This is a genomic window from Agromyces sp. NPDC127015 (assembly GCF_042725165.1).
GTDB lineage: Bacteria > Actinomycetota > Actinomycetes > Actinomycetales > Microbacteriaceae > Agromyces > Agromyces chromiiresistens.
The window spans coordinates 482260-504310 of record NZ_JBHXDI010000004.1; the positions used below are offsets into that span (position 1 = coordinate 482260).

22 protein-coding genes are annotated in these 22051 nt (G+C 72.1%); 13 read left to right on the plus strand and 9 right to left on the minus strand.

From position 1 onward, the window contains the following. The first annotated feature begins 265 nt into the window (after window positions 1-265). Window positions 266-637 carry an aldehyde dehydrogenase gene (locus ACFWGP_RS14300; protein WP_231431659.1) on the plus strand — a complete coding sequence of 124 codons (372 nt, stop codon included), beginning with the start codon at window positions 266-268 and terminating at the stop codon, window positions 635-637. A 49-nt stretch (window positions 638-686) separates the two neighbouring features. On the opposite strand, the gene ACFWGP_RS14305 is transcribed toward ACFWGP_RS14300, so the two are convergent. After that, window positions 687-1037 carry a hypothetical protein gene (locus ACFWGP_RS14305; protein ID WP_231431660.1) on the minus strand — a complete coding sequence of 117 codons (351 nt, stop codon included), beginning with the start codon at window positions 1035-1037 and terminating at the stop codon, window positions 687-689. Window positions 1038-1186: 149 nt separating this feature from the next. Here ACFWGP_RS14305 and ACFWGP_RS14310 point away from each other — a divergent pair, with 149 nt between their 5' ends. From ACFWGP_RS14310 to ACFWGP_RS14330, 5 genes are all read left to right on the plus strand, one after another. After that, on the plus strand, window positions 1187-2119 hold the full coding sequence (locus ACFWGP_RS14310; protein ID WP_376931194.1) for a pseudouridine-5'-phosphate glycosidase: 933 nt from the start codon (window positions 1187-1189) through the stop codon (window positions 2117-2119). Beyond that, window positions 2103-3005, plus strand: a complete 903-nt coding sequence (locus tag ACFWGP_RS14315) for a carbohydrate kinase family protein (protein ID WP_376931195.1) — start codon at window positions 2103-2105, stop codon at window positions 3003-3005. Before ACFWGP_RS14310 ends, ACFWGP_RS14315 begins: the two co-directional genes overlap by 17 nt. Before the next feature lie 74 nt (window positions 3006-3079). Then, window positions 3080-3307 carry a hypothetical protein gene (locus tag ACFWGP_RS14320; RefSeq protein WP_231431663.1) on the plus strand — a complete coding sequence of 76 codons (228 nt, stop codon included), beginning with the start codon at window positions 3080-3082 and terminating at the stop codon, window positions 3305-3307. Window positions 3308-3456: 149 nt separating this feature from the next. Next, on the plus strand, window positions 3457-5430 hold the full coding sequence (locus ACFWGP_RS14325; RefSeq protein WP_376931196.1) for an ABC transporter ATP-binding protein: 1974 nt from the start codon (window positions 3457-3459) through the stop codon (window positions 5428-5430). Window positions 5431-5609: 179 nt separating this feature from the next. Continuing rightward, window positions 5610-6437 (plus strand): hypothetical protein, encoded by an 828-nt coding sequence (locus ACFWGP_RS14330; RefSeq protein WP_376931197.1) that lies wholly within the window; start codon window positions 5610-5612, stop codon window positions 6435-6437. A 12-nt stretch (window positions 6438-6449) separates the two neighbouring features. Here ACFWGP_RS14330 and ACFWGP_RS14335 read toward each other — a convergent pair whose 3' ends face one another. The 3 genes from ACFWGP_RS14335 to ACFWGP_RS14345 all read right to left on the minus strand — a co-directional run bounded on the left by ACFWGP_RS14335 (window position 6450) and on the right by ACFWGP_RS14345 (window position 9480). Continuing rightward, complete coding sequence (locus ACFWGP_RS14335) at window positions 6450-6944, minus strand: 2'-5' RNA ligase family protein (protein WP_376931198.1); 495 nt, start codon at window positions 6942-6944, stop codon at window positions 6450-6452. 114 nt (window positions 6945-7058) lie between these two features. Continuing rightward, the gene (locus ACFWGP_RS14340) at window positions 7059-7457 is read right to left on the minus strand and encodes a DUF1622 domain-containing protein (RefSeq protein WP_231431667.1); all 399 of its coding nucleotides are present in this window, start codon (window positions 7455-7457) and stop codon (window positions 7059-7061) included. Window positions 7458-7596: 139 nt separating this feature from the next. Next, window positions 7597-9480, minus strand: a complete 1884-nt coding sequence (locus ACFWGP_RS14345) for a phosphoenolpyruvate carboxykinase (GTP) (RefSeq protein ID WP_231432370.1) — start codon at window positions 9478-9480, stop codon at window positions 7597-7599. A gap of 129 nt (window positions 9481-9609) precedes the next feature. Between ACFWGP_RS14345 and ACFWGP_RS14350 the strand changes: the two genes are divergently transcribed. From ACFWGP_RS14350 to ACFWGP_RS14360, 3 genes are all read left to right on the plus strand, one after another. Next, on the plus strand, window positions 9610-11052 hold the full coding sequence (locus tag ACFWGP_RS14350) for a helix-turn-helix domain-containing protein (RefSeq protein WP_231431668.1): 1443 nt from the start codon (window positions 9610-9612) through the stop codon (window positions 11050-11052). A gap of 185 nt (window positions 11053-11237) precedes the next feature. After that, the gene (locus tag ACFWGP_RS14355; RefSeq protein ID WP_231431669.1) at window positions 11238-11579 is read left to right on the plus strand and encodes a PadR family transcriptional regulator; all 342 of its coding nucleotides are present in this window, start codon (window positions 11238-11240) and stop codon (window positions 11577-11579) included. Beyond that, window positions 11576-12553 (plus strand): permease prefix domain 1-containing protein, encoded by a 978-nt coding sequence (locus ACFWGP_RS14360; protein ID WP_275506537.1) that lies wholly within the window; start codon window positions 11576-11578, stop codon window positions 12551-12553. The genes ACFWGP_RS14355 and ACFWGP_RS14360 overlap by 4 nt, the downstream gene beginning before the upstream one ends. Before the next feature lie 82 nt (window positions 12554-12635). Here ACFWGP_RS14360 and ACFWGP_RS14365 read toward each other — a convergent pair whose 3' ends face one another. Together ACFWGP_RS14365 and ACFWGP_RS14370 are read right to left on the minus strand one after the other, a co-directional pair. After that, complete coding sequence (locus ACFWGP_RS14365; RefSeq protein WP_231431671.1) at window positions 12636-13424, minus strand: SDR family NAD(P)-dependent oxidoreductase; 789 nt, start codon at window positions 13422-13424, stop codon at window positions 12636-12638. A gap of 136 nt (window positions 13425-13560) precedes the next feature. Further along, window positions 13561-14736, minus strand: a complete 1176-nt coding sequence (locus tag ACFWGP_RS14370; RefSeq protein ID WP_376931199.1) for a thiolase family protein — start codon at window positions 14734-14736, stop codon at window positions 13561-13563. A gap of 91 nt (window positions 14737-14827) precedes the next feature. Between ACFWGP_RS14370 and ACFWGP_RS14375 the strand changes: the two genes are divergently transcribed. Both ACFWGP_RS14375 and ACFWGP_RS14380 read left to right on the plus strand, forming a co-directional pair. Continuing rightward, complete coding sequence (locus tag ACFWGP_RS14375; RefSeq protein ID WP_376931200.1) at window positions 14828-15691, plus strand: hypothetical protein; 864 nt, start codon at window positions 14828-14830, stop codon at window positions 15689-15691. A gap of 256 nt (window positions 15692-15947) precedes the next feature. Further along, window positions 15948-16496 (plus strand): hypothetical protein, encoded by a 549-nt coding sequence (locus ACFWGP_RS14380; RefSeq protein ID WP_376931201.1) that lies wholly within the window; start codon window positions 15948-15950, stop codon window positions 16494-16496. Between the two features lie 70 nt (window positions 16497-16566). On the opposite strand, the gene ACFWGP_RS14385 is transcribed toward ACFWGP_RS14380, so the two are convergent. Next, window positions 16567-18066 (minus strand): glyceraldehyde-3-phosphate dehydrogenase, encoded by a 1500-nt coding sequence (locus ACFWGP_RS14385; RefSeq protein ID WP_308191660.1) that lies wholly within the window; start codon window positions 18064-18066, stop codon window positions 16567-16569. 209 nt (window positions 18067-18275) lie between these two features. Here ACFWGP_RS14385 and ACFWGP_RS14390 point away from each other — a divergent pair, with 209 nt between their 5' ends. Next, window positions 18276-19382: a VanZ family protein gene (locus ACFWGP_RS14390; RefSeq protein ID WP_376931202.1), complete on the plus strand. Its 1107-nt coding sequence runs from the start codon at window positions 18276-18278 to the stop codon at window positions 19380-19382. A gap of 33 nt (window positions 19383-19415) precedes the next feature. Here the strand turns inward: ACFWGP_RS14390 and ACFWGP_RS14395 are convergent, their stop codons facing one another. Next, window positions 19416-19721 carry a hypothetical protein gene (locus ACFWGP_RS14395; RefSeq protein WP_231431676.1) on the minus strand — a complete coding sequence of 102 codons (306 nt, stop codon included), beginning with the start codon at window positions 19719-19721 and terminating at the stop codon, window positions 19416-19418. A 42-nt stretch (window positions 19722-19763) separates the two neighbouring features. Further along, window positions 19764-21272 (minus strand): APC family permease, encoded by a 1509-nt coding sequence (locus tag ACFWGP_RS14400; RefSeq protein WP_376931203.1) that lies wholly within the window; start codon window positions 21270-21272, stop codon window positions 19764-19766. Window positions 21273-21414: 142 nt separating this feature from the next. Between ACFWGP_RS14400 and ACFWGP_RS14405 the strand changes: the two genes are divergently transcribed. Beyond that, on the plus strand, window positions 21415-22026 hold the full coding sequence (locus ACFWGP_RS14405; protein ID WP_275506532.1) for a TetR/AcrR family transcriptional regulator: 612 nt from the start codon (window positions 21415-21417) through the stop codon (window positions 22024-22026). Window positions 22027-22051: the final 25 nt, after the last annotated feature.

Below are 22051 nucleotides of genomic sequence, written 5' to 3' on the forward strand. Positions count from 1 at the left end.
GAAGGGCGGATGCCGCTCCCCTCGCCGCGCGCGGGCAGAGGCGTCCGCCCTCCGTCGTACTCGGACACCGTCACGCGAGCGTCACGAGAACGTCACGCCCGGCCCCTTCTGGCAGGGTGGCGCCCGGCGTAGCATGGCCCGCATCAGGGCCGCCGAACCGCTCCAGCCGGCACCGTCGGCGCTCGGCCGCCCGGGGCGGACGGGTGCGCAGGTGAACATGACGATGGACATGATGAAGGACGCGATGTCGTCGACGGAGATGCCGATGCAGGGCATGGACGCCGCGATGATGCAGGAGTGTATGGAGGCCCTCTCCGCGTGCATGCAGGCGTGCCTCATGTGCGCCGATGCCGACGCGGGCGAGGGCATGGGCCGGTGCGCCGGCATGTGCGCGAACTGCGCCGACGTCTGCGACACGATGATGCGCATGATGCTGCGGATGCGCGGCATGGACCTGCAGGTGATGACGTCGATGATGCAGGCGACCGTGTTGATGTGCCGCGCCTGCTCGGCCGAGTGCATGCAGCACGCCGACATGAGCGAGCACTGCCGCATGTGCGCGATGGCATGCGATCAGTGCGTCGCGGCGATGGAGAAGATGATGAGTTCGATGAGCGGGGCGATGCCCATGGCGTGACCCCCTGCGGTCGAAGGGGGCGAGCGCAGCGAGCCCTCGGAACCCTGCGCTACTCCGCGACGCTGAAGCGCTGCCCGCCCGCCGCGAGCACGCCGTACACCGCGTGCACGGCGACCGGGTCGCCGAGCCGCAGCGTGCCGGCGAACGCGTCGTGGTGCCAGACGCGACGCGTTCCGCCGCCGTCGATCGCGGCGAGCGTCGCGAACCCGTCGCCGTCGACTGCCGTGACGATCGCGTCGACCCACTTCGAGGGCGTCGCCGTCGAGAGGCGGAGCTGCATCGCGTGCAGCCCATGGCCCGGGCGGTCGCTCGAGCACTCGTGCGCCCGCTCGCAGCCGCGCATGCCCATGACCGCGCCCGTGCGGGGCTCGGTGACGGCGTGCGGCTCGCGGTGCGACATGAGGGCTCCTCGTGGTCGGTTCGTGCAGGCGACGATACGCGCGGCGGGTGCGGATGTCCCGGCGGGCCGTCACACGCGGCAACAGAGCCGAGCGTGCGCCCTGGGCGAGGCGTCCCCGCCGGATCGGGCGCCGCGCCTAGCATTGCGGCATGCCCGCCGACGTGCACCCCACCCTGCCCGCCGCGATCCGCGTGTCCGACGAGGTGCGCGCCGCCCTCGACGAGGGGAGGCCGGTGCTCGCCCTCGAGTCGACCATCCTCACCCACGGCCTGCCGCAGCCGCGCAACCTCGAGGTCGGGTTGCGGAGCGAGGCCGAGGTGCGCGCCGCCGGCGTCGTACCGGCGACCATCGGCGTCGTCGAAGGCGTCGCGGTCGTCGGCCTCTCCCGCGGCGAGATCGAGCGGCTCTGCACGGCCGCCGAGGTGGTGAAGGCGAGCGTGCGCGACCTGCCGATCGCTCGGGCGAAGGGGCTCGACGCGGGCACGACGGTCGCAGCGACGGCCTGGCTCGCGCACCGCGCCGGCATCCGGGTGATGTCGACCGGCGGACTCGGCGGCGTGCACCGCGGCGCCGCCGAGAGCTTCGACGAGTCGGCCGACCTGCCCGTGCTCGCCGAGACGCCGATCACGCTCGTGAGCGCCGGAGTGAAGTCGATCCTCGACATCGGCGCGACGCTCGAACGGCTCGAGACGCTCGGCGTGCCGGTCGTCGGCTACCGCACCACCCGGTTTCCGGCCTTCACCGTCGCCGACTCGGGATTCGCCCTCGACTACCGGGTCGACTCCCCCGCAGAGGCCGCAGCGCTCGCCCGGGCGCGCGACGAGCTCGGGCAGCGGGCGGCCGTGCTCGTCGCGAACCCGATCGCGGCCGACCGGCAGCTCGATCCGGCGCTGCACGACCGGGTGCTCGGCGAGGCGCTCGCGGCAGCCGAGGCCGCAGGAGTGACGGGCCACGACACGACGCCGTTCCTGCTCGACCGGTTCCAGCGGGCGACCGGCGGAGAGAGCCTCGAGGTCAACCTCGAGCTGTATCGGGCGAACGTCGCCCTCGGGGCGGAGATCGCGCGTGAGCTCGCCGGCTGAGCGGGCGGATGCCTCGGCCCCGCCGCTCCTCGCGGTCGTCGGCGACCTCGTCGAGGACGTCGTCGTCTGGACCTCCGAGCCGGTGCGGCACGGCACCGACACGGCGGCACGGGTGTTCCGCACTCGTGGCGGCAGCGCCGCGAACGTCGCCGCACTCGCCGCACCGCTCGTGCCGACCCGGTTCATCGGCTGCGTCGGGCCCGACGCCGCGGGCGACGCGCTGGTCGCAGCACTCGAGGGGTGCGGCGCCGAGGTCCGGGTGCAGCGACACGGCACGACGGGCGCCGTCGTCGTCATCGTCGATCCGGCGGGCGAACGCACGATGTTCCCCGATCGCGGGGCGTCGGCCCTGCTCGAGACGGTCGACCCCGCCTGGCTCGACGGCGTCTCATGGCTGCATGTGCCGAGCTACGGTTTCGAGCTCGAGCCGGCACGCTCGGCGGTGCTCGCGCTCATCGGCGAGGCACGTCGGCACGGAGCCGGCGTCTCGATCGACGCGTCGTCGACGGGCCTGCTCGCCGGGCTCGGGGTTCCGAAGGTGCTCGACCTGTTCGCCTCGCTCGCCCCCGACGTGCTCTTCGCGAACGAGACCGAGGCGGCCCTGCTCGGGCTCGGGCCCGGGCCCGGGCCCGGGCCCGGGTCGATCACCGCAACGATCGTCGTGAAGCACGGACCCGAGCCGACGCAGGTGTTCGAGGGCGGCACCCTCGTCGCCGAGGTCCCGGTCGCACCGGTTCCCGGCGCGCGCGACCTCACCGGCGCGGGAGACGCATTCGCGGCGGGGTTCCTCGCGGCGCGCCTCGCCGGGCGACCGACCGGCGATGCGGTGCTCGGCGGGCACGGCGTCGCCGCCCGGGTGATCACCGCCCCGGGCACCGCCGGCTGAGCCGAACGGACCTTCCGCGGCGGATCGTCAACTCACGTTGACGAGCAGTACTCACGTCAACTACGGTTGACGGCATGGACGACCGCACCCTCCGCACCGCGATCGCCGCGGCCGACGGCGACGACCCCTACCGCGCCCTGCGCGAGCTGCACCACGTGCGCATCGAGCTCAATCGCGAGCTCGACCGAGCCGAAGCCGTCGCGGTGCGCCGCGCGCGCGCGGGCGGGTCGAGCTGGCAGCTCATCGCCCTCGCGCTCGAGGTCTCGAAGCAGGCGGTGCACAAGAAGTACGGCCGTTCCTGAGCGCGCCCGGACGGGCCCTCCCGCCGACAGGGCTGGGAGCCCGGCGCAGCCGGGGCGCGTAGGCTGCAATGCGGCGACGACGCGAGCGACGGGGGCGCGAGGCATCCGATCGCCACCGTCGTCAGGCTGCCAGCGACCAGAGAGTGAAGATGAGCACGAGCGAGACCCCCACCCGCCGAGCCGAGCGCGAAGCGCGCCGGCGCACCCCACGACCGGCACGCACTCGCGACCAGGCCGACGGCGCAGCCGAACGCCCCGCCCGCACCTCGCCGTTCGGGCGGCGCGGCGAGCAGCCACCGGGTCCGCGCGCGACGTTCCGGCAGCTGCTGCCGTTCATCTTCGAACACCGGCCGGTGCTCATCTGGGTCGCCGTGCTCTCGGTCATCGGCGCACTGGCGAGCCTCGCGCAGCCGCTGCTCGTCAGCCGCGTGATCACGGTCGTCGAGGCCGGAGACTCGCTCGGCTGGATCGTCTGGGCCCTCGTCGCCCTCGTCGTCGTCAGCGGCGTCATCTCGGGCTACCAGCACTACCTGCTGCAGCGTACCGGCGAGGGCGTCGTGCTCTCGAGCCGCAAGAAGCTCATCGCGAAGCTGCTGCACCTGCCGATCGCCGAGTTCGACACCCGCCGCACGGGCGACCTCGTCTCCCGCGTCGGCAGCGACACGACCATGCTGCGCGCCGTGCTCACCCAGGGGCTCGTCGAGGCGATCGGCGGCACCGTGACGTTCTTCGGCGCGCTCATCTTCATGCTCGTGATCGATCCCGTGCTGCTCGGGCTCACCGTGCTCGTCGTCGCCATCGCGATCACGACCGTGACCCTGCTGTCGCAGCGGGTGCGCGAGGCGTCGCACGCCGCGCAGGCGAAGGTCGGGGATGTCGCGGCGAGCGTCGAGCGGGCGATCGGCGCCGTGCGCACGATCCGCGCCGCCGGCGCCACCGAGCGCGAGATCGCCGCCGTCGAAGGCGAGGCCGAGGGAGCATGGCGCATGGGCGTCGCCGTCGCGAAGATCTCGGCGCTCATCGTGCCGATCGCCGGCATCGCCATGCAGGTGTCGTTCCTCGTCGTGCTCGGCGTGGGCGGATACCGCGTCGCCTCGGGGGCGATCACGGTCGCGAACCTCGTCGCGTTCATCCTGTTCCTCTTCATGATGATCCTGCCGCTCGGGCAGGCGTTCGGGGCGATCACGTCGGTCAACCTCGCGCTCGGCGCGCTGGGCCGGATCCAGGAGATCCTCGACCTGCCCGACGAGGACGAGCACGACCGCGAGCTCGCCCCGCGCGCCCTCATCGTCGGCGACGCGAACGAGGGCCTCCTCCCCGACGCCCCCGCCGTCGCCTTCGACGACGTGCACTTCGCCTACGCCGCGACCCGGCAGGACCCGGCCGACCCGGCCAACGACTCCCCCGACGAGCACCTTCCCGAGCCCGACGTCACCGAGCGGCAGCCCGTGCTGAGAGGCGTGTCGTTCGACGTGCCTCGCGGTCAGCGCATCGCGCTCGTGGGGCCGTCGGGGGCCGGCAAGTCGACCATCCTCGCCCTCATCGAGCGGTTCTACGACCCGTCGGTCGGCGCCGTGCGCATGGGCGGGCTCGACCTCCGGTCGATCGACCGCACCGAGCTGCGCGCGCAGATCGGGTACGTCGAACAGGACGCCCCCGTGCTCGCCGGAACGTTGCGCGACAACCTGCTGCTCGGCTCGCCCGACGCGACCGACGCCGAGTGCGAGCACGTGCTGCGCGCGGTCAATCTCGGCACGGTGCTCGACCGCGACCCCGCCGGCCTGGGGGCCGCCGTGGGCGACGACGGCATCATGCTCTCAGGAGGCGAGCGGCAGCGCCTCGCGATCGCCCGCGCGTTGCTCGCGGCGCCGCCGATCCTGCTGCTCGACGAGTCGACCTCGTCGCTCGACGGCGTGAACGAGCGGATGATGCGCGAGGCGATCGATGCCGTCGCGGCCGGGCGCACGCTCATCGTGATCGCGCACCGGCTCTCGACCGTGATCGACTCCGACCGCATCGTCGTGCTCGACGACGGGCGGGTCGTCGGCGAGGGCACCCACACCGAGCTCGTCGCGACCGTGCCGCTGTACCGCGAGCTGGCCGAGCACCAGCTGCTCGTCTGAGGCACGTCTCGGCTGCCTCGGCGGGCGCGGCGCGGCCCCGAGGCATCCCGGCCGGTTCAGGGGTGTCCCGAGCGAACCTCAGTGCCTGCTCGGATGGACGACGGCGATCGTCTTCCTAGCGTGGAGTCATCGCATCCGATAGCGGATGCCCTGAGCCCACGCCCCCTGGAGGACCCACCATGACCATCGCGACCGTGCCCACCGCGCGCGACCTCGACCCGTTCGACGGGATTCCCGTCGGCCTCATCGACGACCTGCCCGAGGTCGCGACCGACGGCCCCACGATCCGCCGCACCGGCCTCGGCAGTTCGTTCGACCGCGTGCAATCGGCCGTCCAGGGCTGGCTGCGCCACTGGGAGCCGCTCGAACTCCCGGCCTTCACCCCCGTGCGCGACGTCATGCCCGACGACGACCGCGGCCGCAGCTCGCTCAAGGCCGCACCCGCCCGCCCCGACGGGTCGGTGCGTCTCACGGCGAGCCTCTACGACCCGCCGAACCGCCACGGCGAGCCCCTCGCCTGGTCGCGCAACTGGGCCAGTGCCGCGGTGCTGCCGCCCGCCCGCGAATCGGGCCGGCTCTTCTACCGCTTCAGCGTGTCGAGCCGACTCGTGCTCGACGGCCAGGCGTCGCTCAGCCTCGTCTCGACGAGCGTGAACTTCGGCATCGTGGCCGACGCGGCCAAGCAGAGCCCCTTCCAGGCTCCCGGCTTCGCGACGCCCATCGCGCGTCCGCTCGTCGGCGTGCAGGCGCGCGCCGACGTCGACGCGCAGGCGACGCAGGTGTTCGAGGGATCGATCGCCGTGCGGCAGGGCGAGACCCCGGCGATGGCCTTCGTCATCGGCACCGATGTGCTCTTCGAGGACGGCTGGGTGCGTCTGCACGAGGGGTCGAGCACCTGGGTCGGCCCGGCCGAGCCGGGCGCGAGCGGCACCGTCGAGTTCCGCTACGCGCCGGCCGCCGTGCTGCGCGTCATCGGCCACCTCGACGACCCGCACACGGCCGACTGAAGGCGCACTCGCTCAGCCTCCGCCCGTATTGCCCTCGCCGAGCGGCCAGGATCCGACGATCCGGCCGTGGTGCGAGGTCTCCGGCGGGCGGAGCCGCACGAGAGCGAGGCTGCCGAGCTGCAGGCGGTCGCCGCGGTCCACGCGCCCGTGCCGCTTCGCCGTCACGTGCGGACGGAAGTCCTGGCGCATCCGGACGAGATCGATCCCCAGTCCGCGCAGCGCCGAGATCGCGGCGGTCCGCAGCGCCGCGATGGCGCCGCCGTCGCGCACGAGCGACACGAGGATGTCGCGGCGGGGCCCGAACATCGCGTCGTCGCCGACCGCGACCGTGATCGCGCGGGCACCCGGTGAGCCCGCGACGGCGGCGAGCGCCGTGCCGAGCACGTCGGCGTCGAGCTCGGTCTCGAAGGGTTCGACCAGGGTCACGTGCAACGGCCACTGCGCGACCGTGAACTCGTCGCCGACGGTGAGCGGCGAGAGCGGCAGCACGACCACGAAGCGCGCCATCCGGCGAGTCTAACCGGGCTGCTGCCGGGCGCGGCGGCGGCGGTGACGGCGACGGCGACGGCGACGGCGACGGCGACGGCGACGGCGACGGCGACGGCGACGGCGACGGCGACACTATCGCCCCGGTACCGGGACCCGTTCGGCGCCACCGTCGGCGGCCTCGCCGTCGACGGTCGCGCCATGGCGCTGCCACGGCCACCGCCCCGTGATCTCCACCGCGAGCGACCAGCTCAGGAACGTCCGGATCAGGACGATGATGCCGAGCACGCCGACCGACTCGAGCGTCGGGGTCACGGCGACCGTGCGGATGATGTCCGCGGCGACGAGGAGTTCCAGGCCGATGAGGATGCCGCGCCCGAGCACTCGCCGGAAGCGTTCGTAGACCGGGCCGGTGTTCCGCACCCGCCGGATCGCGGCGTCGATCATCGCGTAGAGCACGCCGACGACGATCGCGATGACACCGATGACGTCGATGACCTCGCCGGCTCGGGTGATGATCTGGCCGAACTCCATGGGGGCCTCCTGCGGCCCACGCTAGACCCGCACGGGCGCCGCGCGCCCGATGACCTCCCGCGTGCCGCGGGCCCGGACACGGCGAAGGGCGGATGCCCGAGGCATCCGCCCTTCGCTTGCGGCGTCTCGGGGCCCTTCGCTACTCGACCACCGGGGCCGACTCGTGCTCGAGGTGGTAGCGCAGGCTCGCGAGCTCGGCCTTGAGGGCCGCCGGCACGCGGTCGCCGAACTGGGCGAAGTACTCGTCGGTCAGCTCGCACTCGGCGAGCCACGAGTCGCGGTCGACGTCGAACAGCTGCTCGAGCGCCTCGGCCGTGATGTCGAGGCCGTCGAGGTCGAGCGAATCGGCGGCCGGGAGGAGGCCGATCGGCGTCTCGACGGTGTCGGCGGTGCCCTCGACGCGGCCGACGATCCACTCGAGCACGCGCGAGTTCTCACCGAACCCGGGCCAGAGGAACGAGCCGTCGGCGCCCTTGCGGAACCAGTTGACCTGGAAGATCTTCGGGGCGCCCTGGCCGAGCACGCGGCCCATCTTCACCCAGTGGCCCCAGTAGTCGGCCATGTTGTAGCCGCAGAACGGGAGCATCGCGAAGGGATCGCGGCGGAGCTCGCCCACGGTGCCCTCGGCCGCGGCGGTCTTCTCCGACGAGATCGTCGCGCCCATGAACACTCCGTGCTTCCACGAGCGGGCCTCGGCGACGAGCGGCACGTTCGTCGCGCGGCGTCCGCCGAAGAGGATCGCGTCGATCGGCACGCCGTCGTGGGCGTCCCAGTCGTCGGAGATCTGCGGGCACTGCGCGGCGGCGACCGTGAAGCGGGAGTTCGGGTGCGCGGCGGGGCGGCCCGAAGCGGGCGTCCAGTGGTTGCCCTCCCAGTCGGTGAGCTCGGCCGGCACCTCGTCGGTCAGGCCCTCCCACCAGACGTCGCCGTCGGGGCGCAGGGCCACGTTCGTGAAGATCGTGTTGCCCCAGAGCGTCTGCACGGCGGTCGGGTTGGTCGACTCGCCCGTGCCCGGTGCGACCCCGAAGAACCCGGCCTCGGGGTTGATCGCGTAGAGGCGGCCGTCGTCGCCGGGGCGCATCCAGGCGATGTCGTCGCCGATCGTCTCGACCTTCCAGCCGGGGATCGTGGGCTGCAGCATCGCGAGGTTCGTCTTGCCGCACGCCGACGGGAACGCCGCGGCGACGTGGTACGACTTGCCCTCGGGCGAGGTGACCTTGATGAGCAGCATGTGCTCGGCGAGCCAGCCCTCGTCGCGCGCCATGACACTCGCGATGCGCAGCGCGAAGCACTTCTTCGCGAGCAGGGCGTTGCCGCCGTAGCCCGAACCGTACGACCAGATCTCGCGCGAGTCCGGGAACTGCACGATGTACTTGGTGTCGTTGCAGGGCCACTCGATCTCGGCGCGGCGGTGGCCGACGCCGTCGACGAGCGGGTAGCCGACCGAGTGCACCGTGCGCACCCAGGGCTCGCCGGCCTCGATGAGGCGGTAGACCTGCTCGCCCATGCGCGTCATGATGCCCATCGACAGCACCACGTACGGCGAGTCGGTGATCTCGACGCCGAGCTGCGAGATGGGGCCGCCGAGCGGGCCCATCGAGAACGGCACGACGTACATCGTGCGGCCCTTCATCGAGCCGTCGAAGACCTCGGTGAGCTCGTCGCGCATCTCGCGCGGGTCGCGCCAGTTGTTCGTGGGACCGGCGTCCTCCTCGTACGTCGAGCAGATGAACGTGCGGTCCTCGACGCGGGCGACGTCCGACGGGTCGGTGCGCGCGAGGTAGCTGTTGGGGCGCCACTCGGGGTTGAGCTTGATCAGCTTGCCCTCGGCGACGAGCTGGCGCTCGAGGAGGTCGGCCTCGTGCTGCGATCCGTCGCACCACACGACGGCGTCGGGCTTGGTGAGGCCGGCGATCTCGTCGACCCATGCCCGAAGCGCGGGGTCGGTGGTGCCGCGCGGCGCGTGGCCTTCGCCGTAGGCCTGGGTGCCGTCCGTGTCGGTCGAGAGCCCGGAGATGGTCATCATCGTCCCTTCCAAGTGGTGCCCGGCGCGGCGCCGGATCGCTTCGTGTTTCCAGAATGCGCCGATTCGAGGCATCCCGGTGACCAATTCGGGGGTTAAGAATCTGCGATCTTTCGATATTCTTAACGGATGAAGGCAGGCTCCCCCGATCTCGCGACCCTCGGCCACCGCATCCGCCATTTCCGCGGCGAGCGCGGGCTCACCCTCGACCAGCTCGGCGACGCGGTCGGCATGGCCGGCAGCCAGCTCTCGCTCATCGAGAACGGCAAGCGCGAGCCGAAGCTCTCGACGCTCGACGCGCTCGCGGCCGCCCTCGGGGTCGAGCTCTCCGACCTGCTCTCGCGCGAGGCGCCGAGCCGCCGCGCGGCCCTCGAGCTCGAGCTCGGCCGCGCGCAGACCGGCCAGTTGTACGCGAGCCTCGGGCTGCCGGCCGTGAAGCCCTCGCGCGGCATCTCCGACGAGACGCTCGAGGCGATCGTCGGGCTGCACCGCGAACTGCAACGGCGTGCATCCGAGGCGATCGCCACCCCCGAAGAGGCCCGGCGTGCCAACACCGACCAGCGCGAGCGCATGCGCGCGCGGCACAACTACCTGCCCGACATCGAGGCCCTCGCCGAGGAGCAGGTGCGCGCCTCGGGCCACCGGTCCGGCGCGCTCACCCACCGGGAGGTCGGCGTGATGGCCGAGCGGCTCGGCTTCCAGCTCATCTACGTCGACGACCTGCCCGACTCCACCCGCTCGATCACCGACCTCGCCAACGGGCGCATCTACCTGCCGCCGGCCTCGATCCCGGGCGGGCACGGGCTGCGTTCGATGGCGCTCCAGGCGATGGCGCACCGGCTGCTCGGCCACACGCCGCCCGCGAGCTACGACGAGTTCCTCTGGCAGCGGCTCGAGATCAACTACTTCGCCGCGGCGTGCCTCATGCCCCAGGAGGCGTCGGTCACGTTCCTGCAGGAGGCGAAGAAGGAGAAGCGGCTCGCGATCGAGGACTTCCGCGACGCGTTCGGCGTTACGCACGAAGCCGCCGCCCTGCGGTTCACGAACCTCGCGACCGAGCACCTCGACATGACGCTGCACTTCCTCAGGGTGAACGGCGACGGGGCGTTGCTCAAGGGCTACGAGAACGACGGCCTGCCGCTGCCGACCGACGTGACCGGGTCGATCGAGGGCCAGTGGGTGTGCAAGCAGTGGAGCGCGCGCACCGCGTTCGAGCACACCAACCGCACGACCGAGAACTACCAGTACACCGACACCCCGGCGGGCACCTTCTGGTGCGCGACCCAGACCGGGCGAACGGATGCCGCGGAGTTCTCGATCACGGTCGGCGTCCCGTTCGCGCAGGCCAAGTGGTTCCGCGGCCGCGAGACCACGGTGCGCGCGGTGTCGACCTGCCCCGACGAGTCGTGCTGCCGCCGGGCGCCGTCGGGGCTCGCCGAGCGCTGGGCCGGGCGGGCGTGGCCGAGTGCCAGGTTGCACGCGCACGTGCTCTCGCCGCTGCCGTCGGGCACCTTCCCCGGGGTCGACGACGTCTCGGTCTACGAGTTCCTCGAGGCGCACGCCGAGCAGTAGGCGGCGACTTCCGCCGACGGCCTCTTCGTCCGAACAGGCACTTCTCCGTCGCCACACCGGGCCGAGACCTGCGCGGTGCGGCGGGTCGCGCGGATGCGCCTGTTCGGTCGCGCACCGGGCCGGGACCACCACACGCAATGAAGTTCCTATTGCATTAGTGTGTGTCGCACAGTATCGTGTCAGCCATGAACACCGATGAGACGACCGCCGGGCACCTGCAAGAGCTGCGCCGCGGCACCGTCGTGCTCGCCTGCCTCGTCCGGCTGCGCACGCCCGACTACGGCTACGCACTGCTCGAGTCGCTCAACGCGCTCGGCATCCTCGTCGACGCGAACACGCTCTACCCGCTGCTGCGTCGCCTCGAGAAGCAGGGCCTGCTGACGAGCGAGTGGAACACCGACGAGGCACGGCCCCGCAAGTTCTATCGCACGAGCCCGACCGGCGTTGAACTCGCCGACACCCTCATGACCGACTGGCGACGCATCGACGACGCGCTCGCCGGCCTCACCGACGGAGACGAATCATGACCGCGAACACCCTCACCGACCGCTACGTGTGGGCCGCCGCCCGCAGCGTGCCCGAGGCCCAGCGCGACGAGCTCGAGCGCGAGCTGCGCGAGCGCATCGGCGACGCGAGCGACGCGCTCGTCGAGCAGGGGCGCACGCCGGCCGACGCCGAGCACGCCGCCCTCACCGCCCTCGGCGACCCGGCCGCCCTCGCCGCCGAGTACGTCGGCCGCCCGCTGCAGCTCATCGGGCCGCGCTACTTCCTCGTCTGGTGGCGGCTGCTGAAGTTCCTGCTCGCGGTCGTGCTCCCGATCGCCGTCGCGGCGGTCACGCTCGGCCAGCTGCTCTCGGGCGCCGATGTCGACGAGGTCATCGGCAGCGCCGTTGCGAGCGCGTTCTCGATCGCCGTGCATCTCGGCTTCTGGACGACGCTCGTGTTCGCGATCCTCGAGCGCACGCCCGCGGCCGCCGGCCAGCGCGGCATCGACCTCGAGTGGAAGCCCGAGATGCTGCCGCAGATCGCCGAGGACGGTCGCACCAACCGGCTCGTCGACCTCGTCGCCTCGCTCGTGCTGCTCGGCATCTTCGGCGTGCTGCTCGTCATGCAGCAGTTCGGCCTGCCGTGGGTCGACGCGCTCTCGTCGATGCCCCTGCTCGACCCCGCCCTGTGGAGCTTCTGGCTGCCGTACTTCCTCGTGCTCATCGTGCTCGAGGCGGCGTTCGCGGTCGCCGTGTACCTCCGCGGCTGGACCTGGGGCCTCGCCGGCGCGAACCTCGTGCTCGGCGCCGCGTGGGTCGTGCCCGGCCTCTGGCTCTACGCGACCGGGCAGCTCTTCAACCCCGCCGCGCTCGAGGCCGTCGGGTGGCCGTGGGGCGATGCCGGCGAGGTGATCGCGCCGATCGCCGTCGTGGTCGTGATCGCGGGCGCCGCGTGGGACGTCATCGACGGCTTCATCAAGGCGGCGCGCTCCCAGCAGCGCATCACGGCGGCCTGAGCACCGCAGAGCCGGATGCCTCGGGGCCGGCGATCGATCGATCGCCGGCCCCGAGGCATCCTCGTCGTGGAGTGCCGCCCGCCTACTTCGGCTGCATGCGGATCGCACCGTCGAGCCGGATCACCTCGCCGTTCAGCATCGGGTTGGCGATGATCGACCGCACGAGCGCGGCGTACTCGGTCGGGTGGCCGAGCCGCGATGGGTGCGGCACCTGCGCCTCGAGCGAGGCCCGCACCTCGTCCGGCATGCCGGCCATCATCGGCGTCTCGAAGATGCCCGGCGCGATCGTCATGACGCGGATGAGCAGCTTCGACAGGTCGCGCGCGATCGGCAGGGTCATGCCGGCGACGCCGGCCTTCGACGCCGAGTAGGCGGCCTGGCCGATCTGCCCGTCGAAGGCGGCGACCGACGCCGTGTTGACGATGACGCCGCGCTCGGCCGTCGCAGGTCCGCCGGGCAGCGACGAGGTGACGGGCTCGTTCGCGGCCATCGCCGCAGCGGCGAGGCGGGTCACGTTGAACGTGCCGACGAGGTTCACCCGGATCGTGCGCTCGAACGCGTCGAGCGGGCCCGCACCGTCACGGCCGACCGTGCGGTTCGCCGTCACGATGCCGGCGCAGTTGACCGCCACGCGGAGCGGCGCGATCGCCGAAGCGGCGTCGACCGCGGCCTGCACCTCGGCCTCGTTCGCGACGTCGGCGGGCACGAACCGGGCTCGCTCGCCGAGTTCGGCGGCCGCCTCCTCGCCGCGGGGCCCGGGCAGGTCGATGACGACGACCGAGGCTCCGCCGTCGATGAGGGCGCGCGCCGTCGCACGCCCGAGGCCGGAGGCCCCGCCGGTGACGATCGCGGATACGCCGGTGAGTTCCATGTGTGCTCCTTCGTTGGTGTGGTCGCCGAGCGTTTCCATTCGAACCGGATGTCTCCGCTGCCGCGGCGACGCCCGGTCGAAACGGCAACACTCGATGAACCGGAGTGGGTGGTGGGTGGTGGGTGGGGCGGGTCGGTCAGAGGCGCTCGATGACGGTGGCGTTCGCCATGCCGCCGCCCTCGCACATCGTCTGCAGGCCGTAGCGGCCACCGGTCGCCTCGAGCTGGTTGACGAGGGTCGTGAGCAGGCGCGTGCCGCTCGATCCGAGCGCGTGGCCGAGGGCGATCGCGCCGCCGCGCGGGTTGAGCTTCGAGGCATCCGCCCCGGTGTCGGCGAGCCAGGCGAGCGGCACCGACGCGAACGCCTCGTTGACCTCGTAGGCGTCGATGTCGTCGTGCGTCAGTCCCGCGCGCCCGAGCACCTTCGCCGTCGCCGGGATGACGCCCGTCAGCATGTACAGCGGGTCGCTGCCGACGACCGAGAACGCGCGGAACCGCGCCCGGGGCTCGAGTCCGAGCTGCGACGCGCGCTCGGCGCTCATGATGAGCGCGGCCGAGGCGCCGTCGGTGAGCGGCGACGAGTTGCCGGGCGTGATGCGCCAGTCGATCTCGGGGAAGCGCGACGCGAGCTCGTCGGTGCGGAACGCCGCGTCGAGTCCGGCGAGCGACTCCACGCTCGTGCCGGGCCGCACCGTCTCGTCGGTGAGGGAGTCGATGCCGGGCACCGGCACGAGTTCGGTCGCGAACGCCCCCGACTCGGCCGCGGCGGCCGCGAGCTCGTGCGAGTGCGCGGCGAACGCGTCGAGCTCGTCGCGCGGGAACCCCCATTTCGCGGCGATGAGCTCGGCCGAGACGCCCTGGTTCACGAGCCCCTCGGGGTACCGGTGACGCAGTCGCGAACCGAACGGGTCGGCGCCCGCGGCGCTCGTGCCGAGCGGCACCCGGCTCATCGACTCGACCCCGCAGGCGATCACGATGTCGGCGCTGCCCGAGATGACGGCCTGCGCCGCGAAGGTCGCCGCCTGCTGGCTTGATCCGCACTGACGGTCGATCGTGGTGCCGGGCACGTGCTCGGGGAAGCCGGCCGCGAGCACGGCGTTCCGCGTGATGTTGTAGCTCTGCTCGCCGATCTGGCTGACGCAGCCGCCGATGACGTCGTCGATGAGGGCCGGGTCGAGGTCGCTGCGCGAGACGAGCGTGTCGAGCACGCCCGCGAGCAGGTCGACCGGGTGCACGCCCGAGAGGAGTCCGCCCGGCTTTCCGCGCCCGACCGGGGTGCGCACGACATCGACGATCACGGCTTCGCTGCTCATGGCTCCAGCCTATGTCGGGTTCAGTGCTCGCCCGGATGGCGGTGGCGGAGCCGGCGCGTAGCGTGCGTCGCGTCACCGAGAGGAGCTCACGATGTCCGAGATGCCCGCGCACCCCGATACCCCCGGCGAGCCGCCGAGTTCGCTCGCGCCCCTCGCCGACTGGCTCCGTGATCGCACTCCGCCGATCCGTCCCGACTGGCCGCCAACCGGATCCGAACCGGTGCGCGACCTTCGAATCACCCGGTTCTCGGAGCTGCAGCGGGCGATCCTCGAATGGCTCGACGGTTGGCGGTCGATCTGCCTGCCTCCCTTCATCGAGGGGTCGCACGTGCACTCCTCCGACGTCGGCTGGTTCACGGCGCGCGAGCTCGGCAACGGGTTCGTCTACAACGGCTGGCTGTCGGCCACCGGTTCGCCCATGCTCGCATGGAGCGGATGGCGGTCACAGGTCGTGCTGCCCGCACCGACGGTCGACGGGCGGCTCCACTACCGGTTCCGCGTGGCGGGCGGGTTCACCGGTGCCGCGGACGGCACCGTGGTCGTCGCGCACACGGCACGCACCGCAGCAGTGGCCGACGAGGTCACGGCGACGCCCTTCCTCACCGCCGAGTGGCAGCAGGCGCGCCCCGCGGGCGCTTGGGCGTCGACCACTCCGGCCGGCGGGCCGCAGCGGCTCGCCGCCGACGGGGAGGCCGTCATCGAGTCGTCGATCCGCGTGAAGGCCGGCGCGACGCCCGAGATCGCCGTCGGGCTGTCCGCCGACATCCTCGTGCACGACGGATGGGTCATGCTCGAACAGGGCGATTCGAACCGGCTCCGCATGGACGGCAGGACGGGCCGCGGATGCATCGACTACCGCTACGTGCCCGACCGGCTCGAGGCGATCGTGGCGGATCTCGCGGAACTTCGCCGTCTTCGCGACGGGATGCCGCCGACGGAGGACGACCGTGCCTGAGCCGGATCCCTTCACCGAAGTGCCCGAACCGCCCTCGCCCCTCCAGCCGTTCGCCGACTGGAGGGAGGGCCGGATCCCGATCCAGCCCGAGAAGCCCGGCGACCCCCGGCCCGAGTCACGGGCGACACAATTCTCGGCGTGGCAACGGGAGTTGCACCGCTGGCTCGTCACATGGGAGGTCGTACGAGCGGAACCGTACGGAGCACCGGCCGTTGCGCCGTCGGGAATGACCGTGATCGACCGGCCGGGCCCGTGCATGTCCCTCTCCGGCGTGGTCGCGACCGACCCCGACGAGGAACCCCGGACGATCCGACTCAGCCGCCGCGGACTCGCCATCGTGCCTGCGCTTTCGGCGCTCGAGACCGTGTTCGTCCGGTTCAGGGCGCATGGCCAGATCGATGGCCGGGCCGACGGCGGCCTCGTCGTTGCTCGGCACTCCGCCACTTGGGCGGTCACGGCCGACGGCACCGACCCGTTCGCCGCTCCGGAATTCGGCCAGGCTCGGCGCATCCTCGCCGAGGTGCATTCGAGCGGCCCGGGTCCGCGCACGGTCAACGCGGCCGGCACGGTCGAGATCGAGGCGGCGATCGTGGCGACGCCGCCCGATCCGGTGCTGATCGGCGTCGAGGTGGCCACCGAGATCCTGCTGCACGGCGCCATCCTCGAACTCGCACCGCTCGGGTCACTGGGTACGAAGGCGAAGCTCGCCGCATTCGACGGCAGCCCGTTCCTCGAGTTCCGACGCGTCGATGCCGACGTCGACGACCTCGTCGCTGCCCTCGCACTGCCGCGGCTCTCACCCTGAGCGCCCGCCCCGGACGACGGATGCCCCGCACGCGAACCCGCGCACGGGGCATCCGCGATCGGAGCCGGGGTCAGCCGACGGGCGCGACCTCGCGCTCGAGCGACTCGAGCACGACCGGCCGGCGTGCCGGGAAGACGGTCGGGTGCGATCCCGCCATCGCCTCGATGACGCGCACGACCTGGCACGAGTAGCCGTACTCGTTGTCGTACCAGACATAGAGCACCGCGTCGGTGCCGTCGGCGATCGTGGCGAGGCCGTCGACGATGCCGGCGCGATTCGAGCCGACGAAGTCGGTCGACACGACCTCGGGCGACTCGATGTAGTCGATCTGCTGCCGCAGCGGCGACGTCAGCGAGACCTGGCGGAGGTACCTGTTGATCTCGGCCTTCGATGCCGGCCGCTCGAGCTGCAGGTTGAGGATCGCGAGCGACACGTCGGGCGTGGGCACGCGGATCGCCGAACCGGTGAGCCTGCCCTCGAGTTCGGGCAGCGCCTTCGACACGGCCTTGGCGGCACCGGTCTCGGTGATGACCATGTTGAGCGCCGCCGAGCGGCCCCGGCGGTCGCCCTTGTGGAAGTTGTCGATGAGGTTCTGGTCGTTCGTGAACGAGTGCACCGTCTCGACATGGCCGCGCACGACGCCGTAGGCGTCGTTGACGGCCTTCAGCACCGGGGTGATCGCGTTGGTCGTGCACGAGGCGGCCGAGAGGATGCGATCGGCGTCCGTGATGTCGTCGGTGTTGATGCCGTGCACGATGTTCTTGATCGCGCCCTTGCCGGGCGCGGTGAGCAGCACGCGCGAGACGCCCTTCGACTGCAGGTGCTGGCTGAGGCCGGCCTCGTCGCGCCAGCGGCCGGTGTTGTCGACGACGATCGCGTCGTCGATGCCGTACTCGGTGTAGTCGATCGTGGCCGGGTCGTTCGAGTAGATGACCTGGATGAGCGTGCCGTTGGCGAGGATCGTGTCGTTCTCCTCGTCGACCTCGATCGTGCCGGCGAAGGGGCCGTGCACCGAGTCGCGGCGCAGCAGGCTCGCGCGCTTCATGAGGTCGTTGTCGCTGCCCTTCCGCACGACGATCGCGCGGAGGCGCAGCCCCTGGCCCCCGCCCGAGTGGGCGATGAGGATGCGGGCGAGCAGGCGCCCGATGCGGCCGAAGCCGTAGAGCACCACGTCGGTGCCGGATGCCTCGGGCGAGGCGCCGCCCGCGACGGGCGCGATCTCGGCGCGCACGAAGTCCACGAGCTCGCGCGAGTCGCCGGTCGCCCGGGCGTCGGCGTAGCGGCTGACGATGCGGGCGATGTCGATCGAGGCGGGGCCGGGCTGGATCTCGCGGAGCGCCTCGAGCACGCGCATGGTGTCGGCGAGCTCGAGCTCGACGTCGCCGGCCTGGCGCGAGAAGCGGTGCGCCTTCAGCAGCTCGATGGCGGAGCGGTTGATGAGGCGGCGGCCGTGGATGGACGTCACCACCCCGTGGTCTCGGTACAGGCCGCCGATGAGCGGAATCATCCGCTCGGCGAGCTCCTCCTTGGCGATCCATTCGGCACGGCGGGCGTCGAACTCGTGGCTCACGGTCTTCCTTCTCGGCCGAGCGTACGTGGGCGTCGTCGACCAGGGTCGTGCGACTGCGTCTGCCGGTGGGCAGCGCTGGCCGCATTCTTTCCGGGGATGTCTCGATCATACGTGGACATTCATGCACGCTTGCTGTACATGACGTCGAACGGATGCAACACGGCGCGACGGTGCGGCGACGGCGCGCGACCTCCGTACACTGCTGTCTCGTGGATCGCATCATGCCGGGGATCGTCGCGCTCTTCGTGGGCTCGGCCCTGCTCGTGCTCGTGTTCGTGCCGCTCGTCGCGCTGAGCTACCGCCGGCGCGGAGGGTTCTCGGGCGCGAGGATGCTCGGCTGGATCGCCCTGCTCTTCTACGTCATGGGCCTCTGGGCGTACACCCTGCTTCCCCTGCCCGACGGGCCGTACGACTGCGTCGGCGTCGAGCTCAACCCCTTCGCGGTCGTCACCGACATCGCACGGCTGCAGGCCGACGAGGGCGGGTCGCTGCTGCGCAACGCGGCGTTCCAGCAGTTCGTGCTCAACCTGGTGCTGTTCCTGCCGCTCGGCTTCTTCGTGCGGGCGCTCTTCGACCGCGGCATCCTCGTCGCGGCCGTCTCGGGCGCACTCGTGTCGCTCGCGATCGAGCTCACGCAGCTCACGGGCGCGTGGGGCCTGTTTCCGTGCGCGTACCGCCTGTTCGACACCGGCGACCTCGCGACGAACACGGCGGGGGCCGTGCTCGGCTCGCTCATCGCCGCGGCCGCCCTCCGTCCGTGGCGGAGGCGCTCCGATGCCCCGTCGTCGCCCGACGCTGCCGACGACGCCTCACCCGTCACGGCCGGCCGGCGCCTCCTCGCGATGCTCGTCGACCTCGTCACCCTGTGGCTCACCGGCTACGGCCTCGCCGTGGGAGTGACGGCGATCGTGTACGTGCTCGCCGACGGCGTGCCCGACGGGCTCGACCCCCAAGTCGTCGCCCTCGCGACGAGCCTGGTCGCGATCGCCGCGCAGGCCGTGTCGGTGCTCGCCGGCGGCGTGACGATCGGCGAGCGCGTCGTGCTCATCGAGGCGACCGAGCGCCGCCGGCCTGCTGCGGCGTGGCGCCTGCTGCGCTTCCTCGCCGGCATCGGGGGCTACTCGATCGCGTCGCTCCTGCCGGGCGCGTTCGCCATCATCGGCCCCGCACTCGCGGTGGCGAACCTCATCGGAGCGTTCACGACACGCGGCCACCGCGGGTTCGCGCAGGCCGTCGCCGGCATGGACGCGGTCGGCCGTGCCCGCGCGGCGGCGCAAGGCGAACCGGATGCCTCGCCGAGAGCCGCAAGGCGCTAGCCGGCGCGGCTCGCGGCGACTCGAGGGTCGGACTCAGCCGATCCGCACGTCGTCGACGTAGCCGATCTGCTTGCCGGCGATGCGCTCGGGGATGCCCTCGAACGCCGCCGCCCGCTCGGGCGAGACGACGTAGGCCGCCTCGACGCGCTCGAACTCGGCCCGGTCGCCGGGCACGCTGACCGCCCACACGAACTCGTTCGCCTCGGGCACGCCGTAGGCGAACTCCACCTCGAAGCCGGTCGCGCGCCGCACCGGGGGCATCTTCTCCTCGAACCACGAGACGAACGCCTCGTACTCGCCCGGGACGATCTGGTAGCGGCGCAGCTGCACGGTCTTCATGCGTCCATCATGCCGTGGCGGGCGAGTGCGTGACGTCTCGCGTCAGCCGAGGTGCTCGGCCGACGCACCCTCCGCCCCGTGGCCGATGCGACGGTAGACCTCGGGGCGCCGGCGGCGCAGCACGAGCCCCCAGACGATGCCGACGACGCCGGCGAGCACGATGAGGGCGGGCAGGAGGAACGTCGTGAGGTCGGAGTCGGTCTGCCCGAGCAGCACGTTGAAGTTCAGCACGATGAGCACGAGCACGGTCGCGAGCGCGAGGAACGAGAGCACGGGCGACACGAGGCGGGAGCCCACCCCGACGTCGCGCGGGTCGCGGCGGAAGTAGCCGATGACCGCGAGCGACACGACCGCCATCAGCAGCACGAGCCCGAGCGCGCCCGTGTTGGTGAGCCAGTTGAAGAGCGTGACGACGGGGAACAGCGGCCCGAGCTCGCTGCCGGCGCCCGCGACCGCGACCGCGAACACCGCGATCACGGCGAGCGCGACGATCGACTGCGCGATCGAGCCGGCCCAGGGCGACCCGCTGCGCTCCCGGACCTTCGCGAACCAGGCGGGCAGTACGCCCTCGCGGCCGAGCGCGAAGCCGTAGCGGGCGACGGCGTTGTGGAAGCTCACGAGCGCGGCGAAGAGGCTCGTGATGAACAGCAGCGACATGAAGTCGACCATGATCGGGCCGAGGCGCTCGGCGACGAAGGCGAAGAAGAGCGGCGGCCCGGCCTCCTCGGGGGTGATGCCGCCCGACGAGATCTTGTCGGTGCCGACGGCGAGCGCGAGCGCCCACGACGAGATCGCGTAGAACACGCCGATGATGATGACGGCCGCGAAGGTGGCGCGGGCGACCGTTCGCTTCGGGTCCTTCGCCTCCTCGCCGTAGATGGCGGCGGACTCGAAGCCCATGAAGGCGGCGATCCCGAAGACGAGCACGGCGCCGATGCCGGGCAGCAGGAGCGAGGCCGGCGAGATGGGCGCCGCCGTGAAGCCGCCGGCCGGGTTCGCGAAGGCGACGACGTCGAACACGGTCACGACGACGAACTCGAGCACGACGATGACGCCGAGCACCTTGGCCGAGAGGTCGACCCGGTTCACGCCGAGCAGGCCCACGACCAGGATGAACACGACGACGCCGACCCACCACGGCACGTCGAGCCCGAGCTTCTCGCCGACGAGCACCGACACCTGGAAGCCGAACATGCCCCAGATGCCGATCTGCATGCAGTTGTAGGCGACGAGTGCGATGAGCGCGACGCCCACGCCGACCGGGCGCCCGAGACCCTGCGCCGCGTAGGCGTAGAAGGCGCCGGCGTTGGTGATGAACCGGCTCATGGCCGCGTAGCCGAGGGAGAAGACGGCGAGCACGGCGGCGAGCACGAGGTACCCGACGGGCACCGCGATGGAGCCGGTGACGGAATAGGCCGTCGTCGCGCCGCCGGCGATGACGGTCAGCGGGGCGGACGCGGCGATGATCAGCACGACGATCGCCGGAACGCCGAGACGGCCGCGGGTCCGGCGCTCGGGCTCGATCGTCTCTGGGAGCGTGCTCGCACTCATGTGAACTCCAGTGTTCGACGGGGGACGGGGTGGACGCAATACTGCCCCGCCGCTCCCGCGCCGTCTTGACCGGCGGCGCACGGTGCTTGACCACCCCGGCACGGGGGCCCCGCGACGGCGTCGGGCCGCTATCGTGCTCGCTGTGAGCAGTGAACGTCCTTCTTCCCCAGCGCTCGTCCCCGAGAAGGCACCCGCGCCGCCCCCGACGACCCCGGGCCGCCAGGCGCTGCTGGCCGCGACGATCACGGTCGTCGCGGAATCGGGCCTGCGCGCGCTGACCTACCGGGCGGTGGCGGCCGAGGCCGGCGTCTCGCACGGGCTCGTCCGCCATCACTTCGGCACCCGCGACCAGCTGATCGCCGAGGCCCTCTCGTACGCCGTCGACGAGAGCCTGCGCGAGACGAACATGGCCGATCGCGGCGCGCCGGGCGACGCGTCGCACTTCGCCGAGGGGCTCGCCTCGCTCGCCTCGCGCAGCACGGCGGTGCAGGCGTTCCAGTACGAGCTGCTGCTCGAGTCGCGGCGCCGGCCCGAGCTTCGGCCCGCGGTCGAGCAGTACTACGAGACATATCGACGGGCCACCCGCGATCGTCTCATCGAGCTCGGCATCGACGACGACGAGCTCATCGAGGTGATCTGGTTCGCCCTCGACGGGCTCGTGTTCAAGAGCCTCGTGCTCGGGGTCGACGCCGACGCCGAGCGAGTGCTGGCCCGCATCCGCCGCCTCGTGGAGGAGCACGCGGCGGCCGGCTGACCTCGCCGAGCGCCACGTCCAGAAC